24 protein-coding genes and 1 pseudogene are annotated in these 21,455 nt (G+C 71.7%); 13 read left to right on the top strand and 12 right to left on the bottom strand.

Going from position 1 to position 21,455, the window contains the following annotated elements; all coding sequences use genetic code 11:
• A partial coding sequence (locus FV218_RS10440) for an NAD(P)/FAD-dependent oxidoreductase (RefSeq protein WP_147709659.1) occupies positions 1 to 1,255 on the bottom strand: 1,255 nt, incomplete at its 3' end.
• Between the two features lie 69 nt (positions 1,256 to 1,324).
• Complete coding sequence (locus FV218_RS10445; RefSeq protein ID WP_147709660.1) at positions 1,325 to 2,302, bottom strand: kelch repeat-containing protein; 978 nt, start codon at positions 2,300 to 2,302, stop codon at positions 1,325 to 1,327.
• 219 nt (positions 2,303 to 2,521) lie between these two features.
• On the opposite strand from FV218_RS10445, the gene FV218_RS10450 reads away from it, so the two are divergent.
• The 10 genes from FV218_RS10450 to FV218_RS10485 all read left to right on the top strand — a co-directional run bounded on the left by FV218_RS10450 (position 2,522) and on the right by FV218_RS10485 (position 9,008).
• Positions 2,522 to 3,238: a sulfate transporter family protein gene (locus FV218_RS10450; protein ID WP_147709661.1), complete on the top strand. Its 717-nt coding sequence runs from the start codon at positions 2,522 to 2,524 to the stop codon at positions 3,236 to 3,238.
• Positions 3,239 to 3,430: 192 nt separating this feature from the next.
• Positions 3,431 to 4,573, top strand: a complete 1,143-nt coding sequence (locus FV218_RS10455; protein WP_147709662.1) for a complex I NDUFA9 subunit family protein — start codon at positions 3,431 to 3,433, stop codon at positions 4,571 to 4,573.
• A 20-nt stretch (positions 4,574 to 4,593) separates the two neighbouring features.
• Positions 4,594 to 4,962 carry a fluoride efflux transporter CrcB gene (crcB, locus tag FV218_RS10460; protein ID WP_056089933.1) on the top strand — a complete coding sequence of 123 codons (369 nt, stop codon included), beginning with the start codon at positions 4,594 to 4,596 and terminating at the stop codon, positions 4,960 to 4,962.
• Positions 4,963 to 5,218: 256 nt separating this feature from the next.
• Complete coding sequence (locus FV218_RS22735) at positions 5,219 to 5,380, top strand: hypothetical protein (RefSeq protein WP_162239966.1); 162 nt, start codon at positions 5,219 to 5,221, stop codon at positions 5,378 to 5,380.
• Positions 5,377 to 5,700 (top strand): hypothetical protein, encoded by a 324-nt coding sequence (locus FV218_RS10465; protein WP_147709663.1) that lies wholly within the window; start codon positions 5,377 to 5,379, stop codon positions 5,698 to 5,700. The genes FV218_RS22735 and FV218_RS10465 overlap by 4 nt, the downstream gene beginning before the upstream one ends.
• A gap of 168 nt (positions 5,701 to 5,868) precedes the next feature.
• Positions 5,869 to 6,039 carry a hypothetical protein gene (locus FV218_RS22740; protein ID WP_187273021.1) on the top strand — a complete coding sequence of 57 codons (171 nt, stop codon included), beginning with the start codon at positions 5,869 to 5,871 and terminating at the stop codon, positions 6,037 to 6,039.
• A gap of 183 nt (positions 6,040 to 6,222) precedes the next feature.
• On the top strand, positions 6,223 to 6,477 hold the full coding sequence (locus FV218_RS10470) for a hypothetical protein (RefSeq protein WP_147709664.1): 255 nt from the start codon (positions 6,223 to 6,225) through the stop codon (positions 6,475 to 6,477).
• 188 nt (positions 6,478 to 6,665) lie between these two features.
• Complete coding sequence (locus FV218_RS10475; protein WP_147709665.1) at positions 6,666 to 7,118, top strand: hypothetical protein; 453 nt, start codon at positions 6,666 to 6,668, stop codon at positions 7,116 to 7,118.
• Between the two features lie 102 nt (positions 7,119 to 7,220).
• Positions 7,221 to 8,117 carry a diguanylate cyclase gene (locus FV218_RS10480; RefSeq protein WP_056089922.1) on the top strand — a complete coding sequence of 299 codons (897 nt, stop codon included), beginning with the start codon at positions 7,221 to 7,223 and terminating at the stop codon, positions 8,115 to 8,117.
• A gap of 219 nt (positions 8,118 to 8,336) precedes the next feature.
• On the top strand, positions 8,337 to 9,008 hold the full coding sequence (locus FV218_RS10485; RefSeq protein WP_056089919.1) for a LuxR C-terminal-related transcriptional regulator: 672 nt from the start codon (positions 8,337 to 8,339) through the stop codon (positions 9,006 to 9,008).
• Positions 9,009 to 9,011: 3 nt separating this feature from the next.
• Here the strand turns inward: FV218_RS10485 and FV218_RS10490 are convergent, their stop codons facing one another.
• From FV218_RS10490 to FV218_RS10505, 4 genes are all read right to left on the bottom strand, one after another.
• Complete coding sequence (locus FV218_RS10490) at positions 9,012 to 10,421, bottom strand: cytochrome ubiquinol oxidase subunit I (RefSeq protein WP_147709666.1); 1,410 nt, start codon at positions 10,419 to 10,421, stop codon at positions 9,012 to 9,014.
• A 120-nt stretch (positions 10,422 to 10,541) separates the two neighbouring features.
• The gene (locus FV218_RS10495; RefSeq protein WP_147709667.1) at positions 10,542 to 11,552 is read right to left on the bottom strand and encodes an SDR family oxidoreductase; all 1,011 of its coding nucleotides are present in this window, start codon (positions 11,550 to 11,552) and stop codon (positions 10,542 to 10,544) included.
• A gap of 121 nt (positions 11,553 to 11,673) precedes the next feature.
• Positions 11,674 to 12,936 (bottom strand): DNA topoisomerase IB, encoded by a 1,263-nt coding sequence (locus tag FV218_RS10500; RefSeq protein WP_147709668.1) that lies wholly within the window; start codon positions 12,934 to 12,936, stop codon positions 11,674 to 11,676.
• 203 nt (positions 12,937 to 13,139) lie between these two features.
• Positions 13,140 to 13,442 (bottom strand): GNAT family N-acetyltransferase, encoded by a 303-nt coding sequence (locus FV218_RS10505; RefSeq protein WP_348642023.1) that lies wholly within the window; start codon positions 13,440 to 13,442, stop codon positions 13,140 to 13,142.
• A gap of 42 nt (positions 13,443 to 13,484) precedes the next feature.
• Here FV218_RS10505 and FV218_RS10510 point away from each other — a divergent pair, with 42 nt between their 5' ends.
• On the top strand, positions 13,485 to 14,639 hold the full coding sequence (locus tag FV218_RS10510; RefSeq protein WP_147709669.1) for a glycosyltransferase: 1,155 nt from the start codon (positions 13,485 to 13,487) through the stop codon (positions 14,637 to 14,639).
• Positions 14,636 to 15,295 (top strand): methyltransferase, encoded by a 660-nt coding sequence (locus FV218_RS10515; RefSeq protein WP_147709670.1) that lies wholly within the window; start codon positions 14,636 to 14,638, stop codon positions 15,293 to 15,295. The genes FV218_RS10510 and FV218_RS10515 overlap by 4 nt, the downstream gene beginning before the upstream one ends.
• On the opposite strand, the pseudogene FV218_RS10520 reads toward FV218_RS10515, so the two are convergent.
• From FV218_RS10520 to FV218_RS10530, 3 genes and pseudogenes are all read right to left on the bottom strand, one after another.
• A pseudogene (locus tag FV218_RS10520) lies at positions 15,220 to 15,979 on the bottom strand (hypothetical protein). The gene FV218_RS10515 and the pseudogene FV218_RS10520 sit on opposite strands and share 76 nt — an antisense overlap.
• Before the next feature lie 132 nt (positions 15,980 to 16,111).
• Positions 16,112 to 16,519 carry a DoxX family protein gene (locus FV218_RS10525; RefSeq protein ID WP_147709671.1) on the bottom strand — a complete coding sequence of 136 codons (408 nt, stop codon included), beginning with the start codon at positions 16,517 to 16,519 and terminating at the stop codon, positions 16,112 to 16,114.
• A 354-nt stretch (positions 16,520 to 16,873) separates the two neighbouring features.
• Complete coding sequence (locus FV218_RS10530) at positions 16,874 to 17,116, bottom strand: anti-sigma factor (RefSeq protein WP_147709672.1); 243 nt, start codon at positions 17,114 to 17,116, stop codon at positions 16,874 to 16,876.
• 349 nt (positions 17,117 to 17,465) lie between these two features.
• Here FV218_RS10530 and FV218_RS10535 point away from each other — a divergent pair, with 349 nt between their 5' ends.
• Positions 17,466 to 17,687, top strand: coding sequence for a hypothetical protein (locus FV218_RS10535; RefSeq protein WP_056089896.1), 222 nt, complete (start codon positions 17,466 to 17,468; stop codon positions 17,685 to 17,687).
• 107 nt (positions 17,688 to 17,794) lie between these two features.
• Here the strand turns inward: FV218_RS10535 and FV218_RS10540 are convergent, their stop codons facing one another.
• The 3 genes from FV218_RS10540 to FV218_RS10550 form a co-directional block, all read right to left on the bottom strand.
• On the bottom strand, positions 17,795 to 18,184 hold the full coding sequence (locus tag FV218_RS10540; protein ID WP_147709673.1) for a hypothetical protein: 390 nt from the start codon (positions 18,182 to 18,184) through the stop codon (positions 17,795 to 17,797).
• A 180-nt stretch (positions 18,185 to 18,364) separates the two neighbouring features.
• Entirely contained in the window at positions 18,365 to 20,710 is a 2,346-nt protein-coding gene (locus FV218_RS10545; protein ID WP_147709674.1) for a xanthine dehydrogenase family protein molybdopterin-binding subunit, read from the bottom strand.
• A complete protein-coding gene (locus FV218_RS10550; protein WP_147709675.1) occupies positions 20,707 to 21,186 on the bottom strand; it encodes a (2Fe-2S)-binding protein in 480 nt (159 codons plus the stop codon). The genes FV218_RS10545 and FV218_RS10550 overlap by 4 nt, the downstream gene beginning before the upstream one ends.
• Positions 21,187 to 21,455 lie beyond the last annotated feature (269 nt).

Raw genomic sequence — 21,455 nt, forward strand, 5'->3', positions numbered from 1 at the left:
CCGCATAGGCACCCCCGGCGGTACCCCATTGCAGACGCGACAGGGCCTCGCCGGCGAACCAGATCCGCTCGCCCACGGGCGCCTGCAACGCCTGGCGGGCGCCGGCATGGCCCGGCGGCACCACCGCCCAGGAGCCGCGCGACCACGGGTCGTGGCGCCATTCGCTGACCACCGGGATCGACAGGTCGTGGAGGGCGCGCGCGCCGAAATGCTGTTCCAGGGCCCGCCGGACCAGGCGCCGCGCCCCGTCCGGCCCGGCCCGGCGCGCGTCGAGGGCGGCCGTCATGGCGTAATCGAGCTCGAAGTAGTGGAACGGCGTGCCGTCGATGCGGGTGAGGAGCCCCGGCACGGGATGGTGCCCGCCGACGAGGCTGGCGAGGCGGTCGTTCCCCCGGAACGGGCAGGACGGCCAGTGCAGCACCGCGTGCTCGTAGAGTCCGACGGAGAAGCCGTCGAGGGCCGCCGCCACCGCAGGCGTCAGGGCCGGGGTGAACAGCGACGCCCGCCGCAGGACCATGGTGGGGATCGTCACGATCACAGCCTTGGCCGAAAAGGTCCCGCCGCCGGCGCAGGCGACGCGCACGCCCGGCCCGGTCCAGTCGAGGCCGGTCACCGGCGTGTCGAGGGCGATGGGCAGCCCCTGCGCGAGGCGGGCGAGGTAGCCGCCGTAGCCCCCGGCGATGAAGCGGTTGTCGCCGTACTCCATGCTGGGGAAATCCTGGAGGGAGACCTCCCCGAGGGGCCGGCCCGAGACGAGGCCGTGGACCCGTTCCACCCGCCGGCCCCAGGGCCCGAGCCCCGGCGGCAGGGCGCTGACGGCGGGACGGTCCGGCCCGCCGCGCGCGGCGCCGTCGGTCATGGCCCGGTCGGCCACCGTGAAGGCGCGGCCGAGGGCGGCGGCCTCGGACGGCCGTCCGGGCCGGCGCCCGACCCGGACGTGGCTCTCCTGGGCGGCGATCCGCAGGGGCTCGCCCCGTGCCTCGGCGAGGCGCACCAGGGGATTGATCGGTCCCGCATGGAGCCAATGGGCGCCGAGATCGACGGCGTGGCCGCGCAGGGCCGCCGTCGCCACCCGTCCGCCGACGCGGCCGCGGGCTTCCAGCACCGCCACGGCGATGCCGGCCCGGTCGAGTTCGCGCGCCGCCGCGATCCCGGCCGCACCGGCGCCGATCACGATCACCTCCGGCTCGGCCGGCAGGGGGACGAAGCGCGGCGCGATGCTGGGCGGCAGGCTGTCGTGCTCGGGTCTGCGCATCGGGGCGTCCGGGGCTCGGGTGGGAGGCCGGCCTACCAGAGGCCGGCGATGCGCGGCAACGCGCGAGGGTCAGCGCCGGGCCCCGTCCCCGGGGGCGAGTCCTTCGGGGTCGTGCATTTCGGGGTCGAGCACCTCGACGCGGTCCGAGCGGTCGCCCCCCGGATTCGGGCTGCCCACCAGGGTGTGGATGCGCCCGGCCTGGACGATGGCGCCGAAGCCGTGGCGCGGCGTCGGCAGGGGCGTGCGCCGGGTCCAGGCATCCCGGGCCGGATCGTAGGCCTCGACGGCGCCGAAGGTGCGGGCGTTCGATTCGCCCCCCATCACGAAGACCTCGCCCCCGAGAACCGCCGCGGCGGCGCCGCTGCGGGCCGTCGGCATCGGCGCCCCCGTGCGCCAGCCGTCGGTGGCCGGGTCGTAGATCTCGGTGACGGCGAGGTTGCGGTCGGGATCGCCGTCCATGCGTCCGCCGATGGCGACGAGGCGGCCGCCCAGGGCCTGGACGGCGAGGTGGTCGCGCCGGGTCGGCAGGGGCGCCGCCGCGCTCCAGGCATCGCGCGCCGGATCGTAGACCGCGTGGCCCGACGCGTTGGCGCCGCCCGAGACGCTGCCGCCGACCACGTGGATGCGGCCGTCGATCACCGCCGCCCCGCCGGCCGCGCGGACGGAGGGCATCGGCGCCCGCGGGCTCCAGGCATCGGCCTTCGGATCGTAGGCCCAGACCCGGTCGCTCGCCCGCCAGCCGGCGCCGTAGCCGCCGAACACGTAGACGCGGTCGCCATGCCCCACCGCCATGGCGTGGTGGATGGGCGTGGGGAACGGCGCGCCCGTCCGCCACCCGCCCGTCGCCGGATCGTAGATGAGCAGCCCGGTCCCCCCGTTGTAGTCGCCGATCACGTAGGCGCGGCCGGCGAGTTCGGCGACGGCCACCTCCGAGCGCGGGGCGGGGGCCGGCGCGGCGCGGCTCCAGAGTCCGGCCGTCCCGGACTCGTGGGCGCGCACGGGCAGGGTGCCGACAGCGATGGCGAGGGTGAGGATCAGGGCACGCATGATGTCCGCTCCGGTGGGCCGCCTTGAGTCCGAACGCGCCGCGAGGGTCGATGGCTGCGCGGGATCGGCCCGTGCGGGCACGCCCTTGCCGGCCGGGACGCCCTTCGCTTGCCCGGACGCCCTTGCGTCCGCCGGCGCGCGCCGCCAAAACCTCCGGCGAACGGGCGGCGGGGGCGACGCCCGGCACCCACCGACACGACCACGGGATTCGCAACGGTCATGCTGTTCAAGGCTGCCTTCGCCGCCCTCCGGCAGGTCTTCTCGCCGCCCCTGCGGGCGATCCTGTGGAAGTCCCTCGGACTCACCGTCGGCCTTCTGTTCGTGGTCTGGGCCGGGCTCACCCGGGCGATCAACTGGTTCCTGTCCCAGCACCACCTCTCCGTGGACTATCCCTTCCTCGACACCCTGGCGGTGTTCTTCGCCGGTGCGGGCCTGTTCGTCGGCCTCGCCTACGTGATGCCGGCCATCTCGATCCTGGTGGCGGGCTTCTTCCTCGACGACGCGGCCGAGATCGTCGAGCGCACGGATTTTCCCCACGATCCCCCGGGCACCGCCCTGCCGCTCGGCCGGGCGATGCTCTACGCCGTGCGCTTCGCCGGCCTCGCCCTCCTGGTGAACCTCGTCGCCCTGATCCTGTTCTTCGTGCCGGGCGTGAACCTCATCGCGTTCTTCGGCGCCAACGCCTACCTGCTCTCGCGGGAGTATTTCGAGCTCGCCGCCGGGCGCTTCCGGCCCCTGGACGAGGCCGGCGCCATGCGCCGCCATTTCGGGCCGACCACCCTCACGGCCGGTGCGCTCCTGGCCGGCCTCATGGTGGTGCCGGTGCTCAACCTGCTCACCCCCCTGTTCGGCATCGCCCTGATGGTCCACGTCCACAAGGGCCTGAGCCGGCGCACCCCGCTGGCTCCGCCCGAGACGCAGGCGCGCCTGCGCTGAGGACGGCCCGCCCGTGACAGGCCGGCGCTTTTCGTGCGCCCACGGCTCCCCCACCGGCCGGAACTGTCCTAGATAGTCCCCGTCGAGGCCGAACCGGTTTCGGCACCCGTCAAGGACCGGCGCGGACCCGTGCCCCGATCGGGGCCACGGCAGGGCGCACCGGGGCCGCTTTTTCGAGACCTTAAGAGCGCGATGACCGGCTTCGAGACCCTTCCCCTCACCCGCCCCGCCGACCAGCTCGTCACGGTGTTCGGCGGCTCCGGCTTCCTCGGCCGCCACGTGGTCCGGGCGCTCGCCAAACGCGGCTACCGCATCCGGGTCGCCGTGCGCCGGCCCGATCTGGCCCTGTTCCTCCAGCCGCTGGGCAAGGTCGGCCAGATCGTCGCCGTGCAGGCCAACCTGCGGTATCTCGAATCCATCGCGGCGGCGGTCCACGGCTCGGACGTGGTGGTCAACCTCGTCGGCATCCTGCAGGAGACGGGGCGCCAGAGCTTCTCCCGGCTCCAGGCCGACGGGGCCGGCGAGATCGCCCGCGCGGCGGCCGCCATCGGCGCCCCCCTCGTCCACGTCTCGGCCATCGGGGCGGATGCCGATTCGCCCTCGGCCTATGCCCGCACCAAGGCGCTGGGCGAGGCCCGCATCCGCGAGGCCGGCGGCGACCACGTCGTCCTGCGCCCGTCCCTGGTGTTCGGACCGGGCGACAGCTTCTTCAACCGCTTCGCGGCCCTGACCACCGTCCTGCCGGTGCTGCCGCTCGCCGGCGCCCAGACCCGGTTCCAGCCGGTCTATGTCGGCGACGTCGCCGAGGCGGTGACCCGCGCCGTCGAGGGCCGTGTGCCCGCCGGCGCGGTGTACGAACTCGGCGGCCCCGAGGTCGCCACCCTCGAGGCCCTCGTGCGCTACATGCTCACGGTCACCATGCGCCGCCGCAAGGTCCTCGACCTGCCCCTGCCCGTCGCCCGCCTGCAGGCACGGGCCCTGGAGATCGTCGACACCCTCACCCTCGGCCTCCTGCCGGATTCCCTCAAGCTCACCCGCGATCAGGTCACCCTGCTCCAGACCGACAACGTCGTCTCCGACGCGGCCAGGGCGGAGGGGCGCACCCTGGAAGGGATCGGCCTGCAGCCCACCACCATGGAAGCGGTGGTGCCCGGCTACCTCTGGACCTTCCGCAAGGCCGGCCAGTTCGCCAAGCCCCGGGTCGCGGCCGAATCCGAAGTGCCCGAGACCCTGGCTCCGGTGCCCTACGTGCCGTCGAAGCCGAGCGGCCCGGCGCTGGGCCCCGACGCCACCCGGCCGAGCCGGATGGGGACCCGCTGGGGCACCCGCGGCTGACGCCCTCCAGGGCCGCCGCCATGGGGTTCCTCCTCGTCTTCCTCGGATCGGGTATCGGCGGCATGGCCCGCCACGGCGTCGGCCTCGCCGCCGTGCGCCTCGGCTCGACCTTTCCGTTCGGCATCCTCGCCATCAACATCGTGGGTTCGACCCTGATGGGCGTCCTCGTCGGCTGGTACGCCATGCGCGGCGGCAGCCAGCCCCTGCGCTTGTTCCTCGCCACCGGGGTGCTCGGCGGCTTCACCACGTTCTCGACCTACGCCCTCGACGGAATCCTCCTCCTGCAGCGCGGCGAGACCGCCGCGGCGCTGGCCTACATCTTCGGCTCCGTCGGCCTCGGCCTCGGCGGCCTGCTCCTCGGCCTCATGGCCATGCGGGTGGTCCTGTAGCGCGCCGCAGTTTTTTTTATCGAACCCGCCGTGCGGCCGGCCCTTCGACGGACCCGTCGCGCCAGAGCTGCACAAACCCGCGCCGGACCTCGGGTTTCATCGAAGATCTGGAATTGATCCAACTCGAAACTCCGGTCGAGAGGCTACAAGCCTTGATTTATACGCGTTCCAATCTTTCCCAATACGGTTGAAATCCAAGTTGTTGCGCCGCATTGCTGCTGTCGTCGATTCGGCGGCGGGTAGGGAGGCGATGATGATGGAACGGGCGTTGGATTGGGTCCGGGGCTACGCGCAACTCGCTTGGTGGGACGGGTCCTGCCTCGACCTGCGCCTGCATCGCTTCACGGATTTCCTCGACTTCGTCGCCGGCGCGCCGGAGCCGGCCCCGGCCCACCTCCGCCGGGGAACCTCCGCATGAACGTCCGCCCCGCCCACCACACCTGCGCCGAGGTGGTCCCGGCGGAGGACACCCTGGACGAGGCCCTGCGCCGGGCGTTCTGGCAGAGCCTCAACCGCGCTCCCCTGCCGGCCATGCACGCCCTCGAAGTGGCCGCCCGGACCCTCGGCACGCTCTACCGTCAGGTGGCGCGGGCCCACGAGCAGCCCGGCGGTTGCGGCTGCGGCTGGGAGCCCGATCCCGACTGCGACCTCATCGTCCTCGAGGCCAACCTCGCCGCCGCCCTGCTCCACCCGCCGCAGACGAACCTGATCCGCATGCCCGTGGCCGGCTCCGCCTGACGAGATATCGTCCCTTCGACGATTGCGCCTACGCGAAGACGGCGCGCGTTCGAAGACTGGTCATCCCGAAAAGATCCGGCCCTCCAAAAAATTCAGCGACGGGTTACCCTTTCCTCAGGGAGTTGCGCCGATGATGATCGGCGTCACGCAGGGCGGGGGGGGGTTGTCATGGACCGGTTCTATCGCGGCATCGAGGTCTCCCTGCTCGGCTTCAGCCTGCTCCTCGGGCTCGGTGCCATCCTGCTGCCGACCCTGCCCGGTGCCTTGCCCGGCACCCTGCCGGGGGAGACCCGGCTCGCCGTGACCCTGCCGATGATCACGGTGACGGCGACGCCTTGAGCCGGCGTTCGCGTCGGGACTGACATCTTGGGGCGGCCGACGTTTTTCTGCCATCCAACCGCCTGAATTCCTGCAACCCTTCCGGCCCGCCGGGATTTAACCTTTCGCAAGGACGGACGGGTCTCGTGCCTGTTCCGGACGGCGATGGGGCGCGCCAGGGTGGCGCGCGGTCGGGGTTCAGGCATGCTGGTCTTTCATACGCGCGGATTCCTCACGGCAGGCGTCGTCCTCTTCGCCATGGCCGGCCTGTCGGGCGCCCAGGCGGCTCCGGCCGCGCCCCAGGCGCCGGCCGAGGTCACCCAGCTCGCCAACCGGCCGATCACCGCCGTCGCCGCCATGGCCGAGGACGACGAACTGACCAATTGCAGCCGCACCCGTCGCCGGCTCTGGGTCGATGGCGAGGGCTGGATCGTCCGCCGCGTCACCACCTGCCGCTGAGGCGATCCCGCGACAATCCCCGCCGCTAGGCGGGATTTTCGCGCGAAGGCATCCGCATCGCACGGAGCAAGCCGACCCGCCTACGCAGTCTTCCCGTGGCCCGCCGTCCGGAACACCCGTGCGGCCGTGCGGTTTGTCTCCCATGATGCCGCCGAGGACTTAAGGTCCCGCACGGGAGTTCGTCGTCCATGCCGTCACGCCTCACGGCCGCCCTGCTCGGGGCCGCCCTGTCCTGCACCGCCCTCGGAAGCGCCCAGGCGCAATACGCTTCCGACGAGGCCGGTTACGCGGTGGTCTCGACCTACGGCTATGCCGGGTCGGCCATCCGGGGCGACTATGTCGGTGCGCCCCTCACCCGGTTTCCCCGCCCCGACCAGATCGTCCCGAGCGCATGGGGTTACGGCACCTACGGGGTCCCCACCGTCGCCGGAATCCATCCGGCCCCCGTCGGCACGCCGACGGTCTACGTGATCGACGCCCCCGCCCCGACGGTGCGCCGGCAGGCGGCGCGCCCGCGGGTCGTCACGCGCAACCGGACGGCCGGGGTCTCGGCGAGGCCGGCCGCCGCCCCGGCGGTGTCGACGGGCGGCGCGCGCGTCGTCACCGTGACCGTCCCCCATCGGCAGGCGGCCCTGCGCTGACGGCGATCGCGCGCTCCGGCGGTGCCAAGTCGCCACCGGAGAAAGTGGCAACAAGTTAATCTCTTGGCGTCATCGTTGCCCGATACGGGGAGCCGCTACGCCATGCACATCGTTCTCGTCGATACCAGTCGGGTGGTCCTCAAGATGATCGCCGCCCTGCTCGAACCCAACGGGCACACGGTCAGCGTCTTCACGAACTCCACCGAGGCCCTCGACTTCGTCGAGACCACCCCATCCGTGCGAGTGCTGATCACCAGCCTTGAAGTCCGGCCCCTGAGCGGCCTGGAACTGTGCTGGTCCGCCCGCCTGCTCGCCGAATCGAACCGGCCCCTCTACGTCATCACCATGTCGTCCGCCCGCAACGCCCGGAACCTTGCCGAGGCCCTCGACAGCGGCGCCGATGATTTCATCGAGAAGCCGCCCGGCCCCGAAGAGCTGCATGCGCGCCTGCGCGCCGCCGACCGGCTCACCAGCATGCAGGGCGAACTCATCCGCCTGGCCCAGACCGATTCGCTCACGGGCCTCCTCAACCGCCGCGCCTTCCTCCAGCGGTCCCACGAGGCGGCCGAGCGCGTCGGCAACCACGGCAGGATGTCGGCGATCCTCCTCGACATCGATCACTTCAAGCGCATCAACGACGAGTACGGCCACGATGTCGGCGATGCGGCGATCCAGGCCGTCGCCCGCGAGATCGGCGCCGAGGGCATCGTCGGGCGTCTCGGCGGCGAGGAGTTCGGGGTGATCCTGCCGCATCGCCCGGGGACGGAGGCCGAGACCCTGGCCGGGCGCCTGCGCCGGGGCATCGAGGCCCTGCGCATCCGCGGCGCGCGGGCGCCGATCCGCCTCACCTGCAGCTTCGGCGTCAGCGACTGGATCGAGGGGGACACCGTGGAGGGTCTGGTCAAGCGCGCCGACATCGCGCTCTACGAGGCGAAGTCGACGGGCCGCAACCGCGTCGTCACCGCCACCGCCGACCTGCTCCTCGCCCGCGCCGGCTGATCCGGCGGCCGCTTCTCCCATCGGGACTCCGGTCTGTGCCGTTGCGAGACGGGTTCGGCGAGGTCGGCGCCAGTTCTCCGGCCATCGTCCACCGGCCCCGTGGGTGTTCACCCTGAAACGGCGCAAGACGTCGTCGACGGAGGTCTGGAACAAGTCTTGAAGTGAACTCTCACAGTCCTGCTGCGGTGTCTCGTGGCGGCACATGAGGGGGATCGCGGCATGCATCAGGCCGTTGGGGTGTTGATCGTCGACGAACCGTATGGGCTCGAGCCGACCTTTCGGGCGGTCCTCGAGCACGAGCCCGCCCTGCACACGGTGAGCGAGGCCGACCTGATTCGGGGCGGCCCGGACATGCCCGGTGCCACCGTCGCCCTCGTGATCGTCGGCGCCGGGGATTCCGGCGGCGGTGCGGCCCGGATCGAGCGCCTGCGTGCGCGGTGTCCCGGCCTCAAGATCCTCGCCGCCTTCGAGACCCTGGACGCCGCGGCGTCGGGCCGCCTGGTCGCGGCCGGCGCCGATGTCTTCGTCGCCCGCAGCGCCTGCGCCCGCGTCGTCTGCGCCGCCATCCTCGCCCTGGCCGGCCTGCCCGCGGCGGCGCGGACCGTCGACCCCACGGACGGCCTGACCCCCCGCGAGGCGGAGATCCTGCGGTTCCTCAGCGCCGGATTCAGCAACAAGGAGGTGGCCCGCCGCCTCAACCTCAGCGTCCGCACGGTGGAGACCCACCGGCTCAACCTGCGCCGCAAGACCCAGACCGGCCGCCTCAAGGACCTCGTCGCCCTGGCCCGCCATCTCGGCCTCGCGCCCGTGACGGAGGCCGACGGCGCCGTGTCCGTGCGCCGCGCCGCCGGGCCGTCCCCCGCCGCGTTCACGGCCCCGGCCGCGCTCTGACGGTCAGGCCGAGCGCAGCGTTTCGCTGACCGCCGAGAGCGGCCGCTTGGGCTTGCGGGCGAGATCCTCGCCGCGGATCGCCTCCTCCAGGGGCTCGGGGCCTTTGCGCAGGAGCTTGGCGAGGTAGTACGAGCCGAAGCCGAAGATGATCGTGTAGGCGATGAGGAACGCCACGAGGGAGGTGGTGACCGCGCTGACCGTGAGCGGCGAGTGCGCGTCCGCCGTCCGCAGCTGCCCGTAGACGATGTAGGGCTGGCGCCCGATCTCGGCGGTGAACCAGCCGAACAGCACGGCCCCGAACCCGGACGGCGTCATCAGCATCGCGGCGTTGAGGAACCAACGGTTGGTGTAGAGCGTGCCGCGCCAGCGCAGGACCAGGCTCCAGAGGCTCAGGCCCAGCATCGCCATCCCGATGGCAACCATGATGCGGAACGAGTAGAACACCGGCCAGACCGGGGGCCGCTGGTTGCGCGGCACGTCCTTCAGGCCCGGCACCACCCCGGAGAAGTCGTGGGTGAGGATGAACGAGCCGAGCTTCGGGATGCCGATCTCGAAGTCGTTCTTCTCCTCCGCCATGTTCGGGATCGCGAACAGCAGCAGCGGCATGTTGGCCTGCCGATCCCAGTTCGCCTCGATGGCCGCGAGCTTCGTCGGCTGGTGCTTGAGCACGGCGAGGCCGTGCGAATCGCCGATCATGATCTGGAGCGGCGTGCAGATCACCGCGAACCACAGGGCCATGGACAGGGAGACGCGGGCGCCGACCACCTTGGCCGGCGGCTCCTTGCGCCCGCGAAGAATCATCCAGGCCGACATGCCCGCCACCGCGAAGGCCGTGGTGAGGAAGCAGCCCATCACCATGTGGGCGTAGCGGATCGGGAAGGACGGGTTGAAGATCACCTGCCACCAGTCGGTGGCCACGGCCCGGCCGTTCTCGATGACGAAGCCCGCCGGTGTCTGCATCCAGGAATTGGCCGACAGGATCCAGAACGCCGAGACCAGGGTGCCGAAGGCCACCATGCAGGTGGAGACGAAGTGCAGGCGGTCCCCCACCCGTTCCCAGCCGAACAGCATGATCCCGAGGAAGCCGGCCTCGAGGAAGAACGCCGTGATCACCTCGTACTGGATCAGGGGCCCGAGGACGTTGCCGGTGAAGTCGGAGTAGCGCGACCAGTTGGTGCCGAGCTGGTAGCTCATGACGATGCCGGACACGACGCCGAGGCCGAACGACACCGCGAACACCTTGACCCAGAACCGGTAGAGGTTCCGGTACAGGGGGTTGCCGGTCCACAGCCACTGGCCTTCGAGGCGGGCGAGGAAGCTCGCCAGCCCGATGGTGAAGGCCGGGAAGATGATGTGGAAGGCCATGGTGAAGCCGAACTGAATCCGCGAGAGCAGAAGCGCGTCGACGTCCATGGGTCATCCTCCCGTTCGGCCCGCAGCGTCAGCAAACAACGCGGCCGATTCGGTCTACTCTAATGCAAATCCATCCGCGCGGCGCGGCTTGGTCGCAGCTTCGAACACCCGGCTCGGACCTTAGCGGCGCGGCGGCAAACGGCGCGGTCCCCGCGCCAGGGCCAGGGCACCGACGAAGCCGATCGCCGCGAGGCCGCCGAGGCCGGCGAGCAGCCAGTCGCGCTCGCGGCTGGTCCAGTACTCGCTGCGCGTGGTCTCCGTGCGGTCGCCGAAGCGCCCGTCGATGCGGGCCGGTCCCGGCACGGGCGCGAACAGGTTGCCGGCCTTGTCCGGGGCCGGCGCGTCGGTCAACTGGGCGTCCCACATGCTGGCGGCCTTCCGGTCGGCGAAGCCCGGCGCGATCACTTGCGCGGCATGCATCATCAGCACGCTGCGACCGACCCAGACGTCCCGCTGCGGCGTCACCGCCGTGGCGACGATGGCCTCGGCGCACAGGCGCGGATCGTAGACCGGATCGGGGGCGTACTGGCCGTGGCCCGTGCGGTTGCGGGCCCAGTTGAACTGCGGCGTGTTGACGGCCGGCAGGTAGACGATGCTGAGCGACACCCCGACCCGGTCGTGGATGAGTTCGCAGCGCAGGGCGTCGGTGAAGCCGGTGACGGCGAACTTCGCGGCGCAGTACGGCGCCTGGAGGGGGGCGGCCCGGATGGCGAGGCCCGAGGACACCTGGATGATGGCGCCGCGGTTGCGCGGCTTCATGGACCGCAGGGCCGCGAGCGTCCCGTAGACCTGGCTGAGATACGTCGTCTCGGTGACCCGCCGGTACTCCTCCGGGGTGATCCGGTCGGCCGGGTTGACGATGGTCGCCATGGCGTTGTTGACCCAGGCGTCGATGGGCCCGAGTTCGCGCTCCACCCGCTCGGCCGCCCCCGCGACGGCCTCGGCATCCGCCACGTCGGCCGCGAGGGCGAGGACGGGCCGCCCATGGACGGCCAGCCTGTCGCGCACCTGCGCCAGACGTTCGGGATCGCGGGCGATGACGGCCACCGCCCAGCCGCGCTTGGCGAACAGCTCCGCCGTCGCCAGCCCGATGCCGGCGGTCCCGCCCGTGACGACCGCGATGCGTGCCATTTTTTGGAGTCCCTGTCCGTCCGCCGAACCGGCCCGGACGCGTCCTCGGCAACGGGCGTTTTCGGCTGGGGTTGCGGTCGGGCGGCGTGCCCAAACGACACGGCTTCGCAGCGGCATGGGCTCAGGCGGCGGGCCGGTCCGCCGTCCCGGCATCCGAGGCCGCCTTCGCCAGGGTCTTGGCGCGGGTCTTGGCGCCGGACGACGCGTCCCGTCCGGCCGATGTCCTGCCGGCCGATGTCCTGCCGGCCGTCTTGGCCTTGGCCTTGCCCGCGGCCTTGGCGACGGTCTTGGCCGGCGTGGCCTGGCTCGCTTTGGCGAGGCGGGCATGGAGCAGGCCGAGCACGGCCGCCTCCTCGGGCTTCAGGCGGGTGAGGTCGTGGCGCAGCTCGTCCTCGACGGCGTCCTTCACCTGCAGCAGCAGGTCGCCTTCGAGGTAGCCGTCAAGGACCTGCGGATGGATGTAGCACTTGCGGCAGATGGTTGGGGTGTTGCCGAGCCGGCTCGCCACGCTCTCGATGGCGGCGCGCAGGTTCTTCTTGGCGGCGGCCGCGCTGTCGAACGCCTCGAATTCCTGCAGGGCCAGGGCGGCCAGCACCGTGCCTGCCCAGGTGCGAAAGTCCTTGGCGGTGACGGGCTGGCCGGTGATCTCGCGGAGATAGGCGTTCACGTCGGCCGAGGTCACGTCGCGGACCGTGCCGTCGGCGTCGCGGTACTGGAACAGCTCCTGGCCGGGCAGATCCTGGCAGGCCTTGACGATCCGGGCGACGCGCCGGTCCCTGACGCCGAGGTCCCAGGTCTTGCCGCTCTTGCCCTTGAACCGGAAGCTGAGCGCGGCGCCCGCGATGGTGGCGTGCCGGTCGCGCAGGGTGGTGAGGCCGAAGCTCTTGTTGGTGCGGGCGTAATCGTCGTTGCCGACCCGGATCAGGGTGGTCTCGAGGAGGTGCACCACCGTCGCCAGCACCTTTTCGCGGGGCAGGCCGGCCTTGCTCATGTCGGCGTCGACGCGGGCGCGCAGACCCGGCAGCACGTCGGCGAAGGTCATGATGTGCTCGAACTTGGTCTGGTCCCGGGCGGCGCGGAAATCGGCGTGGTAGCGGTACTGCTTGCGCCCCTTGGCGTCGCGCCCCGTGGCCTGGATGTGGCCGTTGGCGCGGGCGCAGATCCACACGTCGGTGTAGGCCGGCGGAATGGCCAGCGCCCGGATGCGGGCCAGGGTCTTCGCGTCGCGCACGGGCGCGCCCTTGGGATCGCAGTAGGAGAAGCCCGTGCCGCTCCGGCGGCGGGTCAGGCCCGGCGTCGCGTCGTCGACATAGGCGAGGCCCGCCTCCTCGGCCGCGTCGCGCGGATCGGCGACGGTGCCGTCCTCGTCCCGATCCGACGCCATTCTCCTGCTCCCCCGGATGGTTTCGTAGGGCGACAACCGGTGGCCGGGCAGCCGCGTTCCGGGCGCGACACTGCGTTCTAGAGCCGGCGTTCCATCACGATGCGCGGACTCTCGTCCCAGCCGAGGCCGGCGTAGAAGTCGCGCACGGCCGCGTTGGTGTCGCGGATCAGGAGCTGCGCCTTCGGGACCTCGCGGGCGCGCAGCTACGCCTCGGCGGCGGCGACGATGGCCCGGCCGTGGCCCCGGCCCCGCGCGTCCGCCGCGACGGCGACGTAGTAGAGCCAGCCGCGATGGCCGTCATGGCCGACCATCACGCTCGCCGCCACCCGCCCGTCCGCCGTGACGCCGACGAGGACGTCGGAATTCGCCCGGCCGGCGGCGCGGTCGATGTCCGTCTCCGGATCGTTGTGGGCCACCACGAGGCCGCAGGCCCGCCACAGGGCGATCACCGCCGCGCGGTCGCCGGCTTCGAACGGCCGGATGGTCAGGCCCTCGGTCGTGTCCATGGTTGGCCTCCCTGCGCGGCGAGACATGCTACAGGCTGCCCGATGGATACGCCGCCCCCTCGCCCTGCCGCATCGCCAAAAACCCTGGTCTTCGTCGTCACCGAGGACTGGTTCTTCGCCTCGCACTTCCTGCCCCTGGCGCAGGCGGCCGTCGCCATGGGTCTCACCGTGGCGGTGGTGACGCGGGTGCGCGACCACCGCGCCCTCATCGAGGCCACGGGGGCGCGGGTGGTCCATCTGGAGGCCGAGCGCTCCAGCCTCAACCCCATGGCGGCCGGCTACGCGGCGGGCCAGCTCGCCGGCATCCTCAAGGCGCTGAAGGCCGACATCGTCCACTGCATCGCGCTGCGCGCCATCCTCGTCGGCGGCACCGCCGCCGCCATGGCGGGCATCCCGGCGCGGGTCTACGCCCTCACCGGCCTCGGGCTGCTGGGCGCCCGCGCCGACGCCACCGGACGCCTGTCGCGCCTGGCGCTCCGCGGCCTGATACGGGGACCCCTCGCCTCGAAGAAGACCCGTTTCCTGTTCGAGAATCCCGACGACGCCCGGGCCCTCGGCCTCGACCCGGCCGACGCGACCGTCACCCTCGTGGGCGGCGCCGGCGTCGATCCCGACGCCTTCGCGCCCCGGCCCCTGCCGCCGGCCCCGCCCCTGCGGGTCGCCCTGGTGGCCAGGATGCTGTGGTCGAAGGGCGTCGACACGGCGGTGGCGGCCGTGCGCCTCGCCCGCGCCGACGGCGTGGCCGTGGAGCTCTCGCTCTACGGCGCGCCCGACCCGTCGAATCGCCGGGCGATCCCCGAGGCGACGCTGCGGGAGTGGTCGGGCGACGGGATCACCTGGCACGGCGCCACCGCCGACGTCGCCGGAGCCTACGCCGCCCACCACGTCGCCTGCCTGCCCTCCCGCGGCGGCGAGGGCCTGCCCCGCACCCTGCTGGAAGCCGCCGCCTGCGGGCGGGCCCTTCTCACCACCGACGTGCCGGGCTGCCGGACCCTGGTGCGCGATGGGATCGAGGGGCTCGTCGTCCCCCCCGACGATCCCGCCGCCCTGGCCGCCGCCCTCACGCGCCTCGCCGCCGATCCCCGCCTCGTGGCGCGCCTGGGCGACGCCGCGCGGCGTCGCATCCGCGAGGGCGGCTTCACGGAGACGGCCGTGAGCCGCGCCGTGTGTGCGATCTACGCGGAACTGATCGCATGATCGCCTCGCCCGATCCCCTCGCCTTCATTCGCGAAAACACCCGGCTGATGCCGGTGCCCCATGCGCCCGAGATCGTGCTGCACGTCGCCGACGAGGCCACCGCCCTGTGGCAGAAGACCGAGGACGAGCTCGAGGCCATCGGCCTGCCGCCGCCGTTCTGGGCCTTCGCCTGGGCGGGGGGCCAGGCGCTCGCCCGCTACATCCTCGACAACCCGCACGTGGTGGCCGGGCGCCGCGTCCTCGATTTCGCCTCGGGCTCCGGCCTCGTCGCCATCGCGGCGGCCAAGGCCGGGGCGGTCCACGTCACGGCGAGCGACCTCGACGGCTTCGCGATCCCCGCCATCGGCCTCAACGCGGCGGCCAACGGCGTCGCCGACCGCATCGCGGCCGTGTCGGACGACCTCATCGGTTCCGACCCCGGCAGCGCCGTCGTGCTCGCCGCCGACATCTTTTACGAGTGCGATCTGGCCGGCCGCGTCACCGAATGGCTCGCAGGGCTGCACACGCGCGGCGCCACCGTGCTGGTGGGCGATCCCGGCCGGTCCTACCTGCCGCGCGACCGGCTCGAACGGCTCGCCACCTACGCGGTGCCCGTGAGCCGCTCCCTGGAGGATGCCGAGATCAAGCGGAGCAGCGTCTGGCGCTTCACCGCCTGAGGGGGGTTCGGCATCACGGCCCGCAGGACGAGGTGCGTCGGCCCGCACAGGGCCAGGGGGATGCCGACGACGAGGAGTCCGAACCAGGCGTAGGCCGGCATCCAGGTCTGGGCGGCAATGTCGCTCATGCCCCAGACGTAGTTGATGTTGACCGGGGTGAGGCCCGGATCGGGCCGGGGCGCCGGCATGGCGAAGAAGCAGACCGCCAGCACCACCACGGCGAGGGCCGACCACGCGGCCCAGGCGCGGCGGTCGTAGCCGAGGCGCCAGACGAGGTAGACGAGCAGGAACGGCAGCCAGCCGTGGAACAGCGACAGGCCGCGCAGGAACGCCGAGTTCTCCTGCTTGAACATGTAGTCGGTCATGCCCGTGAGCGGCATCTCGAACAGGCCGGCGGCGAAATCCGCCACCCAGATCACCTGCGGCGCCAGGATGCCGACGGCGCCCATGGAGATCCGGGAGCGCGCGCTCGGTCCAGATCCCGACGAGGGTCAGGATCAGGGCGATGTCGCAGAAGTACAGGAAGTTCGTCGGCCCGTAATACCAGCCGTAGGTCGGCACCAGCACGGCCATGAAGGCCGTGTAGGCGAGCTTCAGGGCGAGCGGCAGGCGATGGGCGCCCGCCGCCGGCCCGGTGGGAGCCGTCGTGCCGTCCCAGGGGGTCGGCGAGAGGGAAGCGCTCATCGTCTGAAGGTCCGTCCGGCCGCGATCGGCCCGTGGGGAGGGACGATGCCGTGCCGCCGCCGCCAACGCGGTGACGAACGGCACAGCTTACGGTCCGCCGCGGGCGACCGGAACCGCCGGCGGCGCTTTTTTTTAGAACCGGCCGCGGCGCTGGGCGTCGAGGCTCCACGGGCCGGCGCCGGCGGCGGCGAGGTAGAGGAACACGAAGCAGAACAGGATCGCCGCGTCGCCGCCGTTGAGGGCCGGGAGCGGGCTCTTGGGCGCATGCGCCATGAAGTAGGCCACCGCCATCTGGCCCGACAGGAGGAAGGCCACCGGCCGGGTGAACAGGCCGAGCACCATCAGCGCGCCGCCGACGAGTTCGAGCAGCCCCGCCAGCCCCATGAGGGAGATCAGCTCCGGCGCGCCGCCGCCGCCCATGCGCGGGGGAAAGCCGAGGAGCTTCTGGGTGCCGTGGGCGAGGAACAGCAGCCCCGCCATGATGCGCAGGACGCTGAGGAGGCGCGGAGCCCAGGTCGTCGAGAGGGCGGTGGTGTTCATGCGGTGGCAGGCTCCGAAAGGCGGCCCGTGGGCCGAGACGCGGGAGCCTCGCATCGAGCATGAATTTCCCGGCGGGTCGATCCACGCCGGCAACGAACGGACGGGACCGATCACCGGCCGGTGTCGGCCGGCACGGTCAGCGGCGCCCGCGGCGGCGGGAGAACGGGACCGCCGACAGGACGTTGCCGACGACGCGGGTGAGGACGCGCAGGGTGGGATGACGCGGCGTTCGAGGATCGGGAGCCGCACCCTACGGTCGCGGGTCCGGCCCGTTCGTGAACGCCGGGGTCCGGCCGGCCGACCAACGTGAGCGAACCGTCTTGCGCGAATCTTGAGGATCGCGCGCGACTCGAATCAGGACAGCGGGTTTGCCGGCGGTTCCTCGCCGAGCCGGTCCAGCAGGGCGGCGATCCGGTCGTCCACGGGCTCGGCCAGGGTGGCGGCGTAGAGGGTCCGCAGGCTGAGGCCGAGGTGGCGGCGGATATTCGGCGCGAGGGGCGGCGGTCCGGAATGCGCCGTCCGCGCATCGGCCCCTGTGCCGCTGTCCCGTGCGCCGGTCTGACGGATCCGGGGGTTCCCGCCTCGTATGATGGGCATGTGGAAGTCCCCTTCCCGCCGCGTTGTCGCAACGGCACCGAACCCGGCGCCATCGGCCATCGTCGAGGATCTCACGGCAGGGTTAAGGAAGGTTTCCGCCCCGCCGTCCCGACCCGGCGCGACCCGGGTGCGGGGCAGCAAATAAAACGCGAATCACCCGATCCGCGGGAAACGGCACGGCGTCAGGGACTTGGCGCGGGTCCGGTGCTTCGGCCCCGCGCGCGGACCGTTTTAGCCTCGTTGTCAAGTGGTAGACGTCAGCCTCGATACCGGTCTACATCCACTGCTGAGGCGTGAGTGCGATCGGCGCCTGGCCATCTCACAGTCACAGGAGGTCGAGGTGAGCGGAATGCAGAGTATATCTGTGACCGAGCGTGAGCGGGATACATTGATTGCTGCGCTGCGGTATTATCAGTTCTACCGACTTCAGGGAAATCCATTCAATCCGCAGCAGGACCATTTGATCGACGCCATCGCCAGTCATTCCGGCGACTCCCTGGATCTGGCCGACATCGACGACCTGTGTGCCGGTCTCAACGGCAACAAGCACGCCCTCAGCGCCGCGGCCTGAGGGACTGCCCGGCGGCCTTCGGTTGACCCGGCCGCCGCGGCGCAGCCACCCCCCCCTTCGACCCTCGTCCCGAGCGAGGGGCACGGACGAAATCCGGCGCTAGAAGTTCAGGGGGCCGCGTCGAGCTGCTGTCTGGCCCGCCCGAGGGCGTCCATGCAGCCCTTGGCATCGCCCTTCCCGTCGGCGGTGCGCGCCTCGTCGAGGGCGACCTTGGCCTGCATCGCCTTGTCGCCGCCCTTGCCGGCCTCGGCGGATTTCTCGGGCGGCGCCGTCGGCGGCGTGTCCACCTTGCCTCCGGCCGCGCCGCCCTCGCCGCCCCGCGCACCGGCGTCGGCCTGGCCGCCCGTCGAGGCCGAGATCGACTCCTTCGCCTGATCCTTCACCTTGGCCTCGAGGGCCGCGATCTGGTCCGTGCAGGGCGAGGCGTGGGCCGGGCCGGCCGCAGCCGCGAGGGCGGCGGCGAGGAGGCCGGCCGCGAGCCATGTGTTCGATGTCATCGTTGCGTCTGTCCTGAAAGAATGGGCGGAAGGCTGCGTCCCTCCGTCAACCCGCCAGGACGCCCGAGGGCTCCGGGCCGGGGGACGGAACCGGCGCTTTTCCTGACGAACGCCACGAAAAAGGGGTGCCGCGCGATGCGACACCCCCCGGTCGTGATGGACCCCCGAAGGGGCGCCGGGTCAGGCGCTCAGCTGGTCGCGGATCGGCAGCTGCCGGATGCGCCGGCCGGTGGCGGCAAAGATCGCGTTGGCGATGGCCGGGGCCACCGGGGGAACCCCCGGCTCGCCGACGCCGCCCAGCGGCCCCGAAAAATTCGGGTTCGGCAGCAGGTGGACGTGGATCTCCTTCGGCGCCGCGTCGATGCGGGTGATCTCGTAGCCGTCGAAGTTGTTCTGCTGGGCACGCCCGTCCTTGAACGTGATCTCGGCCGAGAGGGCGAGGCCCATGCCCATGACCACGGCGCCCTCCATCTGCGAGCGGATGCGCTCCGGGTTCACCTGCGGCCCGCAATCGACGGCGATGTCGACGCGCTTGACCACGACTTCACCCTTGGCCCCGACCTCCACTTCGGCGGCGACCGCCGTGTGGGTGACGAAGCTGTAGTGTCCGGCGATGCCGAGACCGGTGTTCTTCGCCATCTTGCGGCCCCAGCCGATGCCCTTGGCCGCCGCTTCGATGACCCCGCGCAGGCGTGCCGTGTCGATGGGATAGCGGGCCGGGTCCTCGCCGTAGTTCCAGACGTCGCCGAGGGTGGTCGGGTCGATCTTGCGATCGGGACCGATGAGGGCGAGCAGGTACTCCTTCGGGTCCCGACCGGCTTCATGCGCGAGTTCCGACACGAAGGACTGGATCGCGAAGGCGTGCGGGATGTTCGAGACCGAGCGGAACCAGCCGATGCGCACGTGCGCGTCGGCGGCCGGGTTCTCCAGGCGGATGTTGGGCACGTCGAACGGCGTGTTGGTGAGCCCCATGCCGAGCTCGAACGGGAGTTCGTTCTTGGCGCCCGCCGCGAAGATCGACCCGATGGTGGGGGCGGCCGAACGGTGGAGCCAGGCCACCGGCATGCCCTTGTCGTCGAGGCCGGCTTCCAGGCGCTCCACCGAGATGGTGTGGTAGTAGCCGTGGTGCAGGTCGTCCTCACGGGTCCAGGTGAGCTTCACCGGGGCGCCGTCCACGGCCTGAGAGCACAGGGCCGCCTCCAGGACGTAGTCGGGCTTCGACTTGCGGCCGAAGCCGCCGCCGAGCAGGGTCTGGTTGACCCGCACCTTGTCGGCCGCGAGGTTCAGCTTCTTCGCCAGCCGATCATGGGTCGCCTGCGGCGCCTGGGTGCAGGCCCAGGCCTCGCAGAACCCGTCCTTGATCCGCACCACGGCGGCCGGGGGCTCCATCGGGGCCTGGACGAGGTGGGGCACGAAGTATTCGGCCTCGACCCGCTTCTTAGCCTTCGCCATGGCGCCGTCGACGTCGCCCTGGTTGCGCACGACCTTGCCGGGTGCCCGCGCCGCCTTCTCCAACTCGCCCCGGAAGGCGACGGAATCGTAGGTGGCGTTGGGGCCATCGTCCCAGGTGATCTTGAGGGCCTCGCGGGCCTTCATCGCCGCCCAGGTGTTTTTCGCAATGACCGCGACGCCGCCCAGCGGCTGGAACTCCACCGGGGCTTCGGGAGCGTCGATCTTGAAGATCTTGACCACCCCGGCGACCTTCCTGGCCTCGGTGTCGTCGTAGCTCGCGACCTTGCCGCCGAAGACCGGCGGGCGGGCGACGAGGGCGTAGAGCATCCCGTCGATCTTGGTGTCGAGGCCGTAGACGGCCTTGCCCGTGGTGATGTCGCGGTTGTCGACAAGGCCGATCTTGCCCTTGCCGATGTACTTGAAGTCCTTCGACTCCTTCAGGGTCACGGATTCGCGGGCGGGCACCGGCAGTTCGGCGGCCGCCGCCGCGATCTCGCCGTAACCCAGCGTGCGCTTGGACTTGGCGTGGGTGACGACGTGGTTCTCGGCCTTCACTTCCGAGACCGGCACGTTCCACTGCTTGGCGGCGGCCTGGACCAGCATCAGGCGGGCGGCCGCACCGGCGTGGCGCAGGTGCTGGAAGAAGTGGCGGAGCGAGCGCGAGCCGTCCGTATCCTGGTTGCCGAAGCGGGTCTCGTCGCCCCAGGCCTGCGTGACCTTCACCTTGTCCCAGGTGGCTTCGAGTTCGTCGGCGACCACGAAGGCGATGGAGGTGCGAACCCCCTGGCCCATCTCGGCCCGGTGGCAGGTCACCGTCACGGTGCCGTCCGGCGCAATGGCGACGAACACCTTCGGGTCGTCCTGCCAGCCATGCGGCATGGCATCGGCACCGAACTTTTTCGGCTCGTTCGTCTTGTCCTCGGCTTTCGCCGAATCACGCCACGACAGGGCGAGCACCAGGGCGCCCATGCCGCCGAGCATGGCGCGGCGGCTGACATTAGCGAGGGCGGTCGGGGCGGTCGTGGTCGGCTCGGAGACGAGCGTGTCGGACATCATCTGGGAATCGTGGATCACAGGCGCTCTCCCTTGGCGGCGGGGGCAGCCTGACCGGCGGCCTGATGGATGGCGGCGCGGATGCGCGGGTAGGTGCCGCAGCGGCACAGGTTCCCGCTCATGGCCTCGTCGATCTGCGCGTCCGTGGGCTTCGGGGTGTCGGTCAGCAGGGAGGCGGCCTGCATCATCTGCCCGCACTGGCAGTAGCCGCACTGGGCGACGTTGAGGTCGCGCCACGCGGCCTGGACCGGGTGGTTGCCGTCGGGGGACAGGCCCTCGATGGTGACCACGGCCTGGCCCTCGGCGGCCGAGACCGGCGTCACGCAGCCGCGCACGGCGGTGCCGCCGACATGGATGGTACAGGCGCCGCACAGCGCCTGGCCGCAGCCGAACTTGGTTCCGGTCAGCCCGATCTCGTCGCGCAGGTACCACAGCAGCGGCATGTCGGGATCGCCGTCGAAGCTGCGTTCAGCCCCGTTCACGGTGAGTTTGATCATCGGTCTATCCTGTCCTGAATCGGGCGAGGCCGGCGGTCGTGATCCGCCGGTTGCCCGTCTGGGTCGCCACTCATGAGCCACGTCGTCGGCGTCCGGGCACGCGATCCGTGTCGCGGTCCCGCATCGATCGCTCGCGCGGAGAGCCCCGGCTTCCTGCAGGAACGGCTGCCGCCGGGATGCGGCGGCGGACGCGGCGCGGCGGGCGCGTCGCCGTTCTTCGGAATGAGACCAATTAAATGCAGCGCGTGCTGCAGTGCAACGCCGCCGGT

Source organism: Methylobacterium sp. WL69, from assembly GCF_008039485.1.
GTDB lineage: Bacteria > Pseudomonadota > Alphaproteobacteria > Rhizobiales > Beijerinckiaceae > Methylobacterium.

Bases quoted from the DNA above. Each gene is read 5' to 3' on its own strand.
- FV218_RS10445 (WP_147709660.1), bottom strand. From the start codon at position 2,302: ATGCGTGCCCTGATCCTCACCCTCGCCATCGCTGTCGGCACCCTGCCC.
- FV218_RS10450 (WP_147709661.1), top strand. From the start codon at position 2,522: ATGCTGTTCAAGGCTGCCTTCGCCGCCCTCCGGCAGGTCTTCTCGCCG.
- FV218_RS10455 (WP_147709662.1), top strand. From the start codon at position 3,431: ATGACCGGCTTCGAGACCCTTCCCCTCACCCGCCCCGCCGACCAGCTC.
- crcB (WP_056089933.1), top strand. From the start codon at position 4,594: ATGGGGTTCCTCCTCGTCTTCCTCGGATCGGGTATCGGCGGCATGGCC.
- FV218_RS22735 (WP_162239966.1), top strand. From the start codon at position 5,219: ATGGAACGGGCGTTGGATTGGGTCCGGGGCTACGCGCAACTCGCTTGG.
- FV218_RS10465 (WP_147709663.1), top strand. From the start codon at position 5,377: ATGAACGTCCGCCCCGCCCACCACACCTGCGCCGAGGTGGTCCCGGCG.
- FV218_RS22740 (WP_187273021.1), top strand. From the start codon at position 5,869: ATGGACCGGTTCTATCGCGGCATCGAGGTCTCCCTGCTCGGCTTCAGC.
- FV218_RS10470 (WP_147709664.1), top strand. From the start codon at position 6,223: ATGCTGGTCTTTCATACGCGCGGATTCCTCACGGCAGGCGTCGTCCTC.
- FV218_RS10475 (WP_147709665.1), top strand. From the start codon at position 6,666: ATGCCGTCACGCCTCACGGCCGCCCTGCTCGGGGCCGCCCTGTCCTGC.
- FV218_RS10480 (WP_056089922.1), top strand. From the start codon at position 7,221: ATGCACATCGTTCTCGTCGATACCAGTCGGGTGGTCCTCAAGATGATC.
- FV218_RS10485 (WP_056089919.1), top strand. From the start codon at position 8,337: ATGCATCAGGCCGTTGGGGTGTTGATCGTCGACGAACCGTATGGGCTC.
- FV218_RS10490 (WP_147709666.1), bottom strand. From the start codon at position 10,421: ATGGACGTCGACGCGCTTCTGCTCTCGCGGATTCAGTTCGGCTTCACC.
- FV218_RS10495 (WP_147709667.1), bottom strand. From the start codon at position 11,552: ATGGCACGCATCGCGGTCGTCACGGGCGGGACCGCCGGCATCGGGCTG.
- FV218_RS10500 (WP_147709668.1), bottom strand. From the start codon at position 12,936: ATGGCGTCGGATCGGGACGAGGACGGCACCGTCGCCGATCCGCGCGAC.
- FV218_RS10505 (WP_348642023.1), bottom strand. From the start codon at position 13,442: ATGGACACGACCGAGGGCCTGACCATCCGGCCGTTCGAAGCCGGCGAC.
- FV218_RS10510 (WP_147709669.1), top strand. From the start codon at position 13,485: ATGGATACGCCGCCCCCTCGCCCTGCCGCATCGCCAAAAACCCTGGTC.
- FV218_RS10515 (WP_147709670.1), top strand. From the start codon at position 14,636: ATGATCGCCTCGCCCGATCCCCTCGCCTTCATTCGCGAAAACACCCGG.
- FV218_RS10525 (WP_147709671.1), bottom strand. From the start codon at position 16,519: ATGAACACCACCGCCCTCTCGACGACCTGGGCTCCGCGCCTCCTCAGC.
- FV218_RS10530 (WP_147709672.1), bottom strand. From the start codon at position 17,116: ATGCCCATCATACGAGGCGGGAACCCCCGGATCCGTCAGACCGGCGCA.
- FV218_RS10535 (WP_056089896.1), top strand. From the start codon at position 17,466: ATGCAGAGTATATCTGTGACCGAGCGTGAGCGGGATACATTGATTGCT.
- FV218_RS10540 (WP_147709673.1), bottom strand. From the start codon at position 18,184: ATGACATCGAACACATGGCTCGCGGCCGGCCTCCTCGCCGCCGCCCTC.
- FV218_RS10550 (WP_147709675.1), bottom strand. From the start codon at position 21,186: ATGATCAAACTCACCGTGAACGGGGCTGAACGCAGCTTCGACGGCGAT.